The sequence below is a fragment of the Pseudoalteromonas sp. G5_S1_14_S5 genome, assembly GCF_054968605.1.
Genome location: NZ_JBQKUM010000101.1, coordinates 1 through 13,421, shown reverse-complemented (window position 1 = coordinate 13,421; position 13,421 = coordinate 1). Strand labels below are relative to the sequence as shown.

9 protein-coding genes are annotated in these 13,421 nt (G+C 43.6%); 3 read left to right on the top strand and 6 right to left on the bottom strand.

The window, feature by feature from the left end:
• Positions 1 to 53: 53 nt before the first annotated feature.
• On the bottom strand, positions 54 to 1,451 hold the full coding sequence (locus tag ACTRWI_RS20565) for a peptide MFS transporter (RefSeq protein WP_499133606.1): 1,398 nt from the start codon (positions 1,449 to 1,451) through the stop codon (positions 54 to 56).
• A 500-nt stretch (positions 1,452 to 1,951) separates the two neighbouring features.
• On the opposite strand from ACTRWI_RS20565, the gene rfaH reads away from it, so the two are divergent.
• Positions 1,952 to 2,458, top strand: coding sequence for a transcription/translation regulatory transformer protein RfaH (rfaH, locus tag ACTRWI_RS20560; RefSeq protein ID WP_499133605.1), 507 nt, complete (start codon positions 1,952 to 1,954; stop codon positions 2,456 to 2,458).
• Positions 2,459 to 2,543: 85 nt separating this feature from the next.
• Here rfaH and asnB read toward each other — a convergent pair whose 3' ends face one another.
• The 4 genes from asnB to nagA all read right to left on the bottom strand — a co-directional run bounded on the left by asnB (position 2,544) and on the right by nagA (position 8,472).
• The gene (gene asnB, locus ACTRWI_RS20555) at positions 2,544 to 4,214 is read right to left on the bottom strand and encodes an asparagine synthase B (protein ID WP_499133604.1); all 1,671 of its coding nucleotides are present in this window, start codon (positions 4,212 to 4,214) and stop codon (positions 2,544 to 2,546) included.
• 233 nt (positions 4,215 to 4,447) lie between these two features.
• Complete coding sequence (locus ACTRWI_RS20550; RefSeq protein WP_499133603.1) at positions 4,448 to 6,034, bottom strand: cation:proton antiporter domain-containing protein; 1,587 nt, start codon at positions 6,032 to 6,034, stop codon at positions 4,448 to 4,450.
• A gap of 84 nt (positions 6,035 to 6,118) precedes the next feature.
• The gene (gene nagC, locus ACTRWI_RS20545; protein WP_499133602.1) at positions 6,119 to 7,333 is read right to left on the bottom strand and encodes a DNA-binding transcriptional regulator NagC; all 1,215 of its coding nucleotides are present in this window, start codon (positions 7,331 to 7,333) and stop codon (positions 6,119 to 6,121) included.
• 2 nt (positions 7,334 to 7,335) lie between these two features.
• The gene (gene nagA, locus ACTRWI_RS20540) at positions 7,336 to 8,472 is read right to left on the bottom strand and encodes an N-acetylglucosamine-6-phosphate deacetylase (protein WP_499133601.1); all 1,137 of its coding nucleotides are present in this window, start codon (positions 8,470 to 8,472) and stop codon (positions 7,336 to 7,338) included.
• 475 nt (positions 8,473 to 8,947) lie between these two features.
• Here nagA and nagE point away from each other — a divergent pair, with 475 nt between their 5' ends.
• Positions 8,948 to 10,504 carry an N-acetylglucosamine-specific PTS transporter subunit IIBC gene (gene nagE / locus ACTRWI_RS20535; protein WP_499133600.1) on the top strand — a complete coding sequence of 519 codons (1,557 nt, stop codon included), beginning with the start codon at positions 8,948 to 8,950 and terminating at the stop codon, positions 10,502 to 10,504.
• A 302-nt stretch (positions 10,505 to 10,806) separates the two neighbouring features.
• Positions 10,807 to 12,474 carry a glutamine--tRNA ligase gene (gene glnS / locus ACTRWI_RS20530; RefSeq protein WP_499133599.1) on the top strand — a complete coding sequence of 556 codons (1,668 nt, stop codon included), beginning with the start codon at positions 10,807 to 10,809 and terminating at the stop codon, positions 12,472 to 12,474.
• Between the two features lie 393 nt (positions 12,475 to 12,867).
• Here the strand turns inward: glnS and fcrX are convergent, their stop codons facing one another.
• The gene (gene fcrX / locus ACTRWI_RS20525) at positions 12,868 to 13,317 is read right to left on the bottom strand and encodes a ferric iron uptake transcriptional regulator FcrX (protein ID WP_032551849.1); all 450 of its coding nucleotides are present in this window, start codon (positions 13,315 to 13,317) and stop codon (positions 12,868 to 12,870) included.
• Positions 13,318 to 13,421 lie beyond the last annotated feature (104 nt).

Genomic DNA, 13,421 nt, shown 5'->3' with positions numbered 1-13,421 from the left:
AGCCCTTTTGGATTGTATTCTAGCGTCGATTAGGCACTGGACGATATTAGATATTAAGCAACAGAAGTTTCTGCAGTGCGCTCTTCTTTTGGTTTAGACTCTAGTGTCATGTTGCTCTCTACACCGTGCATCCATGACACAAGCTTACCAGCACAAAGAAGCAGTAAGATGCCGCTGATTGTTGCAGTAATTGCAATACCACTGAAGATTGCCATCGCGCCTAGCTCACCTACATGAGAGCCAACAAGGCCAGCTACGTAGTTTGCAATAGCATTGAAACCAAACCATGCTCCCATCATTAGTGATGCTAAACGTAGCGGTGCCAGCTTAGTTACTAACGATAGACCGATAGGAGATAGGCAAAGTTCACCAAGTGTATGGAAGAAGAATGCGCCTACTAACCACAGCATAGAGGTTTTAACTGCAAGGTCACCGCCTTGTTCCATTACCGCGCCCATCATGCAGACGAAGCCAAGTGCTAAGAAGAACAGAGCCATCGCAAATTTAACCGGTGAGTTTGGTTCACGCTTACCTAACTTCACCCAGAATGCAGCAATGATTGGTGCAAGTGTAATGATGAAAAATGGGTTTAGAGATTGGAACCACGCAGCCGGAACTTCAAAATCACCAATCATACGGTCTGTATATTGTTGAGTGTAGATGTTCATTAGGCCGCCGGCTTGTTCAAAGCCCGCCCAGAAAATAATCACGAACAGACCCATGATCAGAATAACTTTTAGTCGATCGAACTCTTCTTTAGTTAGCGGTGCTTTCTCTTTCGATTTACTCAGAGCTTTTGCGCGTGTAGCTGCTGGCACAGAACCGATATTACCTAGCCATGATTGAGCCATCGTTATTTGCATGATTAAGCTAATAACCATACCGATACCAGCCGCTAGGAAACCTGCTTTCCAGCCATACGACTCAGCTGCAGCACCAGAGATAAGGCCACCTAATAGTGCACCTAAGTTGATTCCCATGTAGAAAATAGTAAATGCGCCATCACGACGGTTATCACCATCTTGGTAAAGGTCACCAACCATAGTCGAGATGTTTGGCTTAAACATGCCGTTACCACTGATAAGCAGTGCTAGACCTAGGTAAAGTGCACTTACTTGGTCTAAGCCCATAAAGCCGCTTGGTAGAGCTAGTGTAAATTGGCCAAGTGCCATTAACACGCCACCAATAAAAATCGACTTACGTTGCCCTAGGTAGTTGTCGGCAATCCAACCACCGATCAAAGGCGTGATGTAAACTAAACCTGTGTAGATACCGTAAAGGTCAAGCGCGTCTTTTGTCGACCAGCCCAATCCGCCGTTGATCGTTGTGTCTGTTAAGAATAAAACAAGAATCGCACGCATAGCGTAGTAGGAGAAACGTTCCCATAGCTCTGTGCTGAAAAGTAGAAATAGGCCTCTAGGGTGGCCAAAGATGTTGTGATTGCTTGGCATAAGTTTTACTAATTTTAGCTATTAAAAGATTTTATAGGCACTTATGTATACAGAGTGGGGGTAACATCTGCAATAGATGTATTTTATAGTAATGATAGCCTTTTTACTGTAAGTGTTTGAAAGTTATATCCTTTATTGGTGGTCTTACCCTTAAAGTTCGTGCTGCAAACTAATTTTCCAAATTTGAGTTGATTGTTAAATGATCTCATTAAAAATATTTTTGAATAATAAAAGCTCCAGTCATCAGTTTTATGTATCCTACTCCCCTTAAAGGGAACGTTGTATTTTGTTTTTTGACTGTATATGCAGTCATAGTAGCGCACCTTTTGATCGACAATAGAACTCTGTACAATGCTTAATTATTTTATATCTATATTTTTTGTTGATAAATTGCTTTGCTACGCATAATTTTACGGCGATTAAGATTCATTTAGTTAATAGCAATTAAACCGTATTAGGCTTGTGGTAAAATGTCCAAAAAATAGAAAATGGCTAGTTAAATGAAACGTTGGTATTTACTCTACTGTAAGCGTGGCGATCAAAAACGCGCTCAGCAGCACTTAGAGAATCAAGGGGTAGAGTGCTTTTACCCACAAATAGAAGTCGAAAAGGTGGTTAGAGGGAAAGAAAAGGTGGTCAAAGAACCGCTATTTCCTTCATACGTCTTTGTTCGATTTGATTATGAACAAGGGCCGAGTTTTACTACTGTTCGTTCAACGCGCGGCGTAGTGGACTTTATTAAGTTTGGAGCACTACCACATGAAGTGCAAGGTGATTTGGTTTTTGAGCTCAAACAACTTGAGAAGTATTGCCGCAATGAAATTGAAGATTGCTGTGTTGAGTTCGAACCTGGTCAAGTTGTGAAAATTAATAGCGGTCAGTTTGCTGGTATTGAGGCGATTTTCCATCAGAAAGACGGTGAGGCTCGCTCTATCATGTTAGTGAAGATGATCAGTCATGTGGTGCCAGTCAGTATTGAAAACGAGGCACTACAAGTACACGTTTAACTCTGTGATAAGAATTATTACATTTAGGCTTAAAACAAAAAGGCGCATTATGCGCCTTTTTGGTATTTCGAATTTGCCTGAGCGTTTACGCGTTGTAAGCGTCGTTGTGAACCGCTTGAACCGCACGACCTGATGGGTCTACACAGTTTTGGAACGACTCATCCCACTCAATGGCTTTCGCTGATGAACAGGCGACAGATGGACCACCTGGTACACACTCTGCTGCAGATTCTAGCGGGAACAACTCTTCAAAAATTTCGCGGTAAGCATAGCCTTCTTTAGTCGTTGGCGTGTTGTATGGGAAGCGGAACTGCGCAGTTTCCATTTGCTTGTCCGTTACTTTCGCTTCAGCGGTTGCTTTCAACGTATCAATCCAGTCGTATCCAACACCATCAGAGAATTGCTCTTTTTGACGCCATGCAATTGAGTCTGGTAGATAATCTTCAAAACACTCACGTAGGATGTGTTTCTCCATCTTACCGTTGCCACACATTTTGTCTTCTGGGTTTAAGCGCATTGCTACATCGATGAACTCTTTGTCCAAGAATGGTACGCGGCCTTCTACGCCCCATGCTGCTAGTGATTTGTTCGCACGAGCACAGTCAAACATGTTCAGAGCCAGCAGTTTACGTACTGTTTCTTCATGGAATTCTTTTGCGTTTGGCGCTTTGTGGAAATACAAGTAACCGCCAAAGATCTCATCAGCACCTTCACCAGACAGTACCATTTTGATACCCATTGCTTTGATCTTACGAGCAAGTAGGTACATTGGCGTAGACGCGCGAATTGTCGTTACGTCGTAGGTTTCGATGTGGTAGATAACGTCACGGATTGCATCCAAACCTTCTTGAATGGTGTATGTCATCTCGTGGTGAACGGTACCGATCTTGTCTGCCACTTCACGAGCAGCGATAAGATCAGGTGCACCTTCTAGACCAACCGCAAATGAGTGCAGTTGTGGCCACCAAGCTTCAGACTGCTCATCATCTTCAATACGCATTGCCGCAAAGCGTTTCGCGACTGCAGAAGTGATTGACGAATCTAGACCACCAGATAGCAGTACACCATAAGGTACGTCAGTCATTAGTTGACGTTTAACCGCTGTCTCTAGTGCTTCCGTTAGGTCTTCCTTGCTTGTGCTGTTGCCTTGCACTGCTGCGTATTCGTTCCAATCGCGAACATAGTAACGTTGTGGCTCTGTATCTTTCGAAGAGTAGAAGCTACCTGGAGGGAACTCGCTGATGGTTTTACATACAGGAACTAGAGCTTTCATTTCAGAAGCAAAATAGTAGTTACCGTGTTCATCGTAGCCTTGGTAAAGCGGGATGATACCGATGTGATCGCGACCTACTAGGTACTCGTCTTTTTCTTCATCGTATAAAACGAATGCGAAGATACCGTTTAGTTCTTCTAGCAGGTCTGCGCCCATTTCTTGATATAGGGCTAAGATAACTTCACAGTCAGAGTCTGTCTGGAACTGGTACTTGTCTTCATAGCGAGCACGAAGTTCTTTGTGGTTATAGATTTCGCCGTTTACCGCAAGAATGTGCTTCTTGTCTTGGCTGTATAGCGGTTGAGCACCACTATTTAGACCAACGATAGCTAAACGCTCATGAGCAAGGATCGCTTTGTCACTTGCATAGATGCCAGACCAATCTGGCCCACGGTGACGAAGCTTTTTAGACATTTCTAAAGCGATAGGGCGAAGTGCTGCGGCATCACTTTTTATGTCGAGAATGCCAAATACTGAACACATAGAACTTCCTTTTAAATAATTTCTAATTCAACTGTATTCAATTTGCCATTCTGGCTAAAAAAAGCAACCGGATGTGAGCAAAAAAATAATATAAAGGGTGTTATGTTAGAAATTATTTAATTTATTTGTCATTTTGGTGTTTGGAATCTAAATGCAGTGTGTTTTTTGAACGAAAACCCCTCAAAAGTGCGAAAATTCACAGTCTTGAGAGGTTTTGTTAAAGGAGGTTTGGGTTAGATTTTATTGATGTTTGGGTTTAATTGCTCACAAACGTGGCGAGCAAAACCACTACCGGCTTCGCTGTAGATGTTGAACGCCGCATCAACACCATTTTCTTTCAAAGTATCGAGTTGGTCAGGGTACTCAGCGATAGCCGCAATCTGCCCTTTAAAGTTACGAGACTTTAATTGCTCCAAAGCGGTTTGATTACCTTGGTGATGAGGCATAGCTAAGATAACCAGTTTTACATTTGCGGTATCCAGAATACGCTCCCAGAAATCTGGGTCGGTCGCGTCGCCAGAAATCACGTTTCTACCGTGGCTTCTATGGGTGTGTGCGGCTTCTTCACGAACTTCGACACCCAAACTTACCTTACCGAAGCGTGAACGTAATTCATCATAAGCACCGGTACCAATTCGTCCCATACCAAGAATAAGTACTTGAGCACGACCCGGATCAATTCGTTTATCACGTTGATGAAGCTTTTCTGCTGCGTGCTCTTTTAACCATTTACCGGATTGTTGGTAAAGCTTGTGGCCTGCACGATTTAAAGGTGCTGCAACTAGGAAAGAAAGTGATACTGCAATCGCGACGGCAACCAAGATATCGCCAGACATCCAGCCCATCTTAAAGGCAAGGCCACCAACGATTAAGCCAAATTCACTGTAGTTAAACAGTGATAGTGAAGCGAGCAACGAAGTACGAACGCGGAACTTGAAGCGATTAAGCACCAAGAAGTAAAGCACGCCTTTCACTGGTAACAGCAACAAGAACAGTACCGCTAGCATAAAGCCTTGAATGGTCGGCTGTTCTGATAAGCCAATATTCAAGAAGAAACAGACAAGGAACAGCTCTTTCAGGTTAAACAGGGATTTTGATAGCTCTGAAGCTTTTCGATGACCCGCGAGCAACATACCTAGGATAAGAGCTCCTAAATCTGGCTTCATACCCACCAATTGGAAGAGTCCAGCACCGACAACCAAAGCGAAGAAAATGCCGAATAGGACTAACATTTCACCGTGGCCAACCCAATCTAGCACCTTGTAGAACAATGGGCGTAGGAATGGTAACGCAAATAGAGTAATCGCGTACCATTCAGGCAGTTTGCCTGTTGAAGCTGTAAGAAAGACGACTGCGAAAATATCTTGCATGACCAAGATACCAATTGCCAAGGTACCGTAGGTGGCATTCATTTCCCCTTTCTCTTGCAGAGACTTTACCGCAAATACGGTACTGGAGAATGATAGGGCGAAGCCGAGTAGAACAATCTGTTCGACTGACATAGCTGCCAGTGACGAAATGCCAAGGAACTTAAAACCAAATAGGGCGACGGCAAAAAACAGAGTGGATAAAAGGTTATGTATTGTAGCGCCGGCCCAGATCTCTTTAGAGAGTAGGGTTTTGATATCTAGCTTTAAGCCGATGGTGAATAGGAGCAGGGTGACACCGAGGTCAGCCAAGGTAATGATGGTCTCATTGGTTTCGAAACCAAAGGCAAAAAGCCCAAAGCCCGCAACCAAAAAGCCAACCAGTGGGGGAAGGTGACACTTTAAAGCAATAAATCCTGCGATAAACGCAGTGGATATTAATATAAGTTCCATAACTTGTTATTGTAGTTCCCTAGCTTAAAAAAACGGGCCGTGTTTTTACAAACACGGCCCGTAGAAAATCAGAATTATTGTTCTTTAATCTTCAAGTAGCTTCTGCAGTAGCACACCGTTGAGCATGGCGCGCTTGATCATAGCAAAAGCTCCCATCGTAGGATGTTTATCGATCTGTGATGCTACAATAGGCAGGCCGCTATGGAAAGTCGTCAGCGACTGATTCTCTACATTGCGCTTAATTGCAGGGAAAACAATCTCTTGTGCCTTAGTAATATCACCAGCAATGATCACTTTTTGAGGGTTAAATAGGTTGATCGTCATCGCGATCGCTTTACCTAACTGGTTTCCTACTCGAACCAAGCTCTGCTTAGCTAATTCGTCGCCATTCATTGCATGGTCGCAAACGTCTTGAATAGTAATACGCTCAAGCTCGTTTAAAGAAGACTCATAGCCTTGTTTAATCAGTTTTTGCACGCGTTCTACAATCGCAGGGTTTGCCGCTACCGTTTCAAGACAACCAAAGTTACCACATTGGCACTGTTCACCAAGTGGATCGATTTGGATATGACCGATTTCACCGACGTTGCGGTTATGACCCAAGAAAACCTGACCATTAACGATAATACCTGCGCCTGTACCGCGGTGAACACTCACTAAGATAGAATCTTGGCTGTCTTGGCTTGCGCCAAAGTAGTGTTCAGCTAGTGCCATTCCGCGAACATCGTTGCCAACAAAACAAGCGACATGGAATGTGTCGCGAATAATGTCACTTAATGCAAGGTTATCGATGTCTGTATTTGGCATGTACTCAACGACACCCGTCGTCGGGTTAACTAAGCCTGGAAGGGTCACGCCAATCGCAATCAGCTGATCGATTTTCGGTTGGTGCTCTGCGATGAAGGCCTTGAGTGTATTGACCAAGCCTTGAGTAAGGTCTGACTGATCTGAATAGTTAAGGTCTTGCTGTTGGAAAGCCAATTCACGACCACCAAGATCATGAAGGCTAACTTGAATATAGTCTCGACCTAAGCGCACAGCGATAGAGTGAAAAGGCTCTACTTCTGTGGTGAGAGAGATAGCGCGTCTACCGCCAGTAGACGCTTGCTGTGCGACCTCTTTAATCAGGCCACGCTCTAATAGTTGGCGGGTAATTTTTGTAACACTTGCCGGTGCGAGCTGGCTTACATCAGCCACTTGTATACGACTGATAGGCCCTTGTTGGTCTATCAGTCGGTATACCGCCGCACTGTTTAGTTGTTTAACTAAGTCTACGTTACCTATTTGTCCGCCATTCATACTTAATTGTGCTCGTATTGTCCATTAACAACAGTCGCTTTAACGTTAAAGTCTCGGTCAAATACAGCTAGGTTTGCAACCATGCCTTTTTTGATTCGACCTAGCTTGCTTTCTACACCGATAGCAGTAGCTGGGTATAGTGTAGCCATGCGAAGAGCTTCGTCTAAAGCGATACCAGCGTGCTCAACTGTGTTCTGAACTGCTTCAATCATAGTCAGAGCTGAGCCGCCCAGTGTGCCGTTTTCATCAACACACTTACCATCTCGGTAATATACTTTCTTACCGACAAAAATAAAGTATTCCATGTCAGCACCTGCGGGAGCTGTGGCATCCGTCACTAATACCAACTTTTCTCCCTTGATTTTATGCGCAATTCTGATGTTTGCGTAATCAACGTGAAAGCCGTCGGCGATGATGCCTGCGTACACCTCTGGTGTATCGTAGATAGCGCCAACCACACCAGGTTCTCGGCCAACCATAGGTGTCATTGCATTGAATAGGTGCGTTGCGAATGTTATGCCAGATTCGAAACCTTGGCGTGCTTCTGCATAAGTTGCGTTGGTGTGACCGATAGAAACGACAACACCAGCTTTGTGCAGACGTTCGATATGCTCTGGGTCGTTCAGCTCAGGCGCCAGTGTTACTTTCGCAACAAGGTCACTGTTCTCACAGATAAGCTCAATCATCTCGCTGTCAGATTTACGAATATGCTCAACGCTGTGAATGCCTTTTTTCGCAACGTTTAGGTATGGACCTTCAAGGTGAAGACCTAAAGATTGGTTCTGGTATTGGTTATGGTATTCACGAGCAGCCGTAATAACTGCGCGCATGTCTTCATCTGAAGAAGTAATCAGAGTAGGCAAGAAGCTAGTACAGCCTGATTTTAGGTTTGCTTTGTGCATGATCTGCATTGTTTCTGCAGTGATTTCATCGTTAAGCATCACGCCACCACAACCATTCAGTTGTAAGTCAATGAAACCCGGGCTTAGGTTTGCACCTTCTAGGTCACGAACCTCGATACCTTCTGGTAATTCAGAGATAGGGCAGACTTTTTTGATCAGTTCGTTTTCGATTACTACTGCATGATCGGTTAGAACATCACTACCAGTGTAAATTTTACAGTTACTTAGCGCGTACATAGTCAGCTAATCCTTATTTCGTCAGATCTTTTAAATTCGTTCGTTACCTAAATGTTGACTTAGTTTTCGAGCATCATTTACGTAACGATTTAACTTTTATGGGTAAACAGCTTCAAAGTGGGAAGCAATTTTAAGTGTTTGAAAAATATGTGAACAATTCATTGTTTTTATGAGTTTGGATTAAAAATATCAGTAAGTTAGCTAGCTTTTAATACCGAAAGTGACTCACTTTTGACCCAATAGTTAGATTTGGATTTTATCTATAAATGCCCATTTTTTTGAATGATAAAATAAGTTTTATGATCTCGCTAGCAAAAACCTCTGGATTTGGTGAAAACTGGTGATTACGATCACAAATGGTAAGGTTTTAATTTGCGGGGCAAAATTAATTGAATACACTGAATAGGACTAAATTGAGCGGCTAAAATAAGTTTCTCAAACGAATTCTAAAAAATCCTATAGGGGGAAACAACTGGTGAATATTCTAGGATATGCACAGAAGCTAGGTAAGGCGTTAATGCTACCTATCGCAACGCTTCCGATTGCGGCGCTTCTATTACGTTTAGGTCAAGGCGATCTACTTGATATTCCATTTATGGCGCAAGCCGGTGGTGCTATCTTCAGTAACCTACCATTGCTATTTGGTCTAGGTATCGCGATTGGTCTTTCTAAAGATGGTAACGGCGCAGCTGGTCTTGCTGGTGCAGTTGCTTACTTCGTTCTAACAGCGACAGCAACAACAATTAACGCTGACGTTAACATGTCTTTCTTCGGCGGTATCTTCGCAGGTATCATCGCAGGTCACTCTTACAACGCTTTCCATGCTACTCGCCTTCCTGAGTGGCTTGCATTCTTCGCTGGTAAACGTTTAGTACCAATCATGGCTGGTCTATTTGCACTTGTTGCAGGTGCTGTGTCTGGTGTGGTTTGGCCTAGTGTTCAATCTGGTCTAGACGCACTGGCTCACGCAGTATCAACGTCTGGCGCTATCGGTCAATTTGTTTACGGTACTCTTAACCGTGCACTTATCCCTGTAGGTCTACACCACGTATTGAACTCGTATTTCTGGTTCGGTATGGGTACATGTCAAGAAGTCATCGTTGCTGGTCAAGGCGCATTCGCTAACATCACTCAACTTTGTGTTGACCCATCACTAGCTAAAACTCTAGTTGTTGGCCAAGAGCACACATTCACATTCGCTAACTCTGTAACTCCAGAAATCACTACTGTTGTTAAAGAAGTAACTGACACTGTTAAATCTGGCGACCTACACCGTTTCTTCGGTGGCGATAAAGGCGCTGGCGTATTCATGAACGGTTTCTTCCCTGTAATGATGTTCGGTCTACCTGGTGCTGCACTTGCAATGTACCTAGCAGCTCCTGCTGAAAAACGTAGCCAAGTTGGTGGTGCACTATTCTCGGTAGCATTCTGTTCATTCCTAACAGGTATCACAGAGCCGCTAGAATTCATGTTCGTATTCCTAGCTCCTGCTCTATACGCAATGCACGCTGTATTCACTGGTCTGTCTCTAGTTGTTGCTAACATGTTTGGTACTTTGCACGGTTTTGGTTTCTCTGCTGGTCTTATCGACTTCGTATTGAACTGGGGTCTAGCAACTAAACCTCTAGTACTTCTAGCAATCGGCCTTGGCTTCGGTGCTCTATACTTCTTCACTTTCTCTTTCGCAATCCGAGCTTTCAACCTGAAATCGCCTGGTCGTGAAGATGATGAAGCTGCAGCGACTCCAGCTGGCGAGGCTCCAAAAGGCGACCTTGCACGTCAATACCTAAAAGCTCTAGGTGGTCATGAGAACCTAACCTCAATCGACGCTTGTATCACACGTCTACGTCTAACTCTTAAAGACCGCTCTGTTGCTGACGAAGCAGTTCTTAAGAAACTAGGTGCTAAAGGTGTTGTTAAGCTAGGTGAAAACAACCTACAAGTTATCCTAGGCCCTCTTGCTGAAATCGTAGCTGGCGAAATGAAAGCTATCGGTGCAGGTGAAGACCTATCTGATGTAAAACTTCCATAGTAAGGAAGTACCTAACTGAGCAGTAATTAATACTCTCAAGTAAGTGTCAAATTGAAAGCCTCCCATCTGGGGGGCTTTTTTGTATCTGCATCTTGAGGACAAGTGAGAAGGTTCGTTCTATTCTTCATCGAATAGCAGAAATAATCGCAATTAACTGATGGTTCTTATTGTGCAAAGGCTAAGAATTGTGGATGATTAGCAACAATGATCTTTCTACCTAGGGTTAGCGCTAAAAGTGGCGTTTTGCTAGGAGAGGGAAGATAACTTTCTCTGACAATACTGAATATATAGAGGTGCTATAGATGAGTGAAGCTGAGGCTCGTCCATCGAATTTCATTCGCCAAATTATTGATAAAGATTTAGCGGATGGTACACACAGTAGCGTGCATACTCGTTTCCCGCCGGAGCCAAATGGTTACCTGCACATCGGTCACGCTAAATCTATTTGCTTGAATTTTGGTATTGCTCAGGACTACCAGGGACAATGTAATCTTCGTTTCGATGATACAAACCCTGAAAAAGAAGACGTTGAATACGTTGAGTCAATTAAGAATGATGTAAGCTGGTTAGGCTTCGAATGGTCTGGTGACATTTGTTACTCATCAAACTACTTCGATACGCTTTACGCTTATGCTGTGGAATTAATTAATAAAGGCTTAGCGTACGTTGACGAGCTAAGTCCTGAGCAGATCCGCGAATACCGTGGCACGCTAAAAGAGCCAGGTAAAGCAAGCCCATACCGCGACCGCAGCCCTGAAGAAAATTTAGCGCTATTTGAAAAAATGCGTGACGGTGGCTTTGAAGAAGGTAAAGCGTGTCTACGTGCTAAGATCGACATGAGTTCGTCATTCATGGTAATGCGCGATCCGGTTATCTACCGTGTTCGTTTTGCTCACCACCATCAGACAGGTGACAAATGGTGCATTTACCCAATGTACGATTTCACTCACTGTATCTCTGATGCGCTTGAAGGTATTACGCACTCTATCTGTACTCTTGAATTCCAAGATAACCGTCGTTTGTACGACTGGGTTCTAGATAACATTACGATCGATTGCCAACCTCGCCAGTACGAGTTCAGCCGTCTGAATCTTGAATACACAGTGATGTCTAAGCGTAAGCTAAACCAACTTGTGGTTGAAAACCTAGTTCAAGGTTGGGATGACCCACGTATGCCAACCATCTCTGGTTTACGTCGTCGTGGTTTCACTTCTGCGTCTATTCGTGAATTCTGTAAGCGTATCGGTGTGACTAAACAAGAGAACATGATTGAGTTCGGTTCACTTGAGTCTTGTATCCGTGATGATTTAAACGAAAATGCACCACGTGCAATGGCTGTTCTAGATCCGGTTAAGATCGTGATTGAAAACTACGATGCAGACAAAGTAGAAACACTAACGGTTGCTAACCACCCGAACAAACCTGAAATGGGCACTCGTGAAGTACCGTTTACTCGTGAAGTTTGGATCGAGCGTGATGACTTCCGTGAAGAAGCAAACAAGAAGTACAAGCGTTTGGTTCTAGGTAAAGAAGTTCGTCTACGTGGTGCTTACGTAATTAAAGCAGAGCGTATCGAGAAAGATACAGAAGACAACATTACAACTATCTTCTGTTCTTACGATGACGAAACGCTTGGTAAGAACCCAGCAGATGGTCGCAAAGTGAAGGGTGTTATTCACTGGGTATCAGCTGATAAAGCACTACCAGCTGAGATTCGTCTATACGATCGTCTATTTACTGTGGCAAACCCTGCTGCTGCGGATGACTTCGCTGCAACGATCAACCCAGAGTCTCTGGTTAAGTTGAACGGTTTTGTTGAGCCTAGCCTAGCGGAAGCCGCTGCAGAGCAAGGTTTCCAATTTGAGCGTACAGGTTACTTCTGTGTAGATTCAAAAGACTCTAAAGCAGATGCGTTGGTATTCAACCGCACGGTTGGCCTGCGTGATACTTGGGGTAAAGCTGAAGCATAATTGCTAACGCTAACAAGCTATCTAATAAAAACCGGCCTAGTGCCGGTTTTTTTGTGACTGTATATACTGCTTATAGGGGGGAAATTTCGGTTGCTAGTAATGTAGCATCAAATATATATCTTCAGGTCTAGAATTGGTGATTTCTCCAGTGCGGGAGTTGTACCAAAACACATATTCCGCTCTGTCTGGATTTCTGTGGTGACCCTCTGCGGTATAAACGTAGTAGCAAAGTGTTTGAGCGTTCTCTGAGCCACCCTCTTTAGTTACAAAGGTTAGGTTTTAGCGGCGTGAGACAAAATCGAATACATCAAAATTATCTCTATCTGTTATGACGGTTAGATCGGTATTTATGATCGCTACAAATAAAAAACGCTGGCCGAGGCCAACGTTTTTTTACTTCTTCGGTTTGTGTGCGTCTGGGTTACCTTTGCAATCACCCGTCATGCTTTTACCGTAAAGGTATAAACTGTGGTTCGTTAGCTGAACGTTGTAACGCTTTGCTATCTCTTTTTGTCTCTCTTCGATGATGTCATCAGAGAACTCGATAACTTCGCCACAATCTAGACATACTAAGTGATCGTGATGGTGCTGTGTTGAAAGCTCGAATACAGACTTACCGCCTTCAAAATGGTGGCGAGTTACAATGCCAGCGTCATCGAATTGGTTTAATACTCGATAAACGGTCGCAAGCCCGATCTCTTCACCTAAGTCGATCAGCTTTTTATATAAATCTTCAGCACTAATATGTTGGCAGTCTGGTTGTTGTAATACTTCTAAAATTTTGAGCCTTGGGAGGGTCACTTTAAGACCAGCATCTTTTAGCGCTTGATTATTGTCTGACATATACTTTCCTGTTGATGATCTGCAGCAATTAACAGAATTCAATATTAATACCATTATAGTTTAGTCAGGCATAACAATAAACCACGAACTTCAAAGGGTTACTA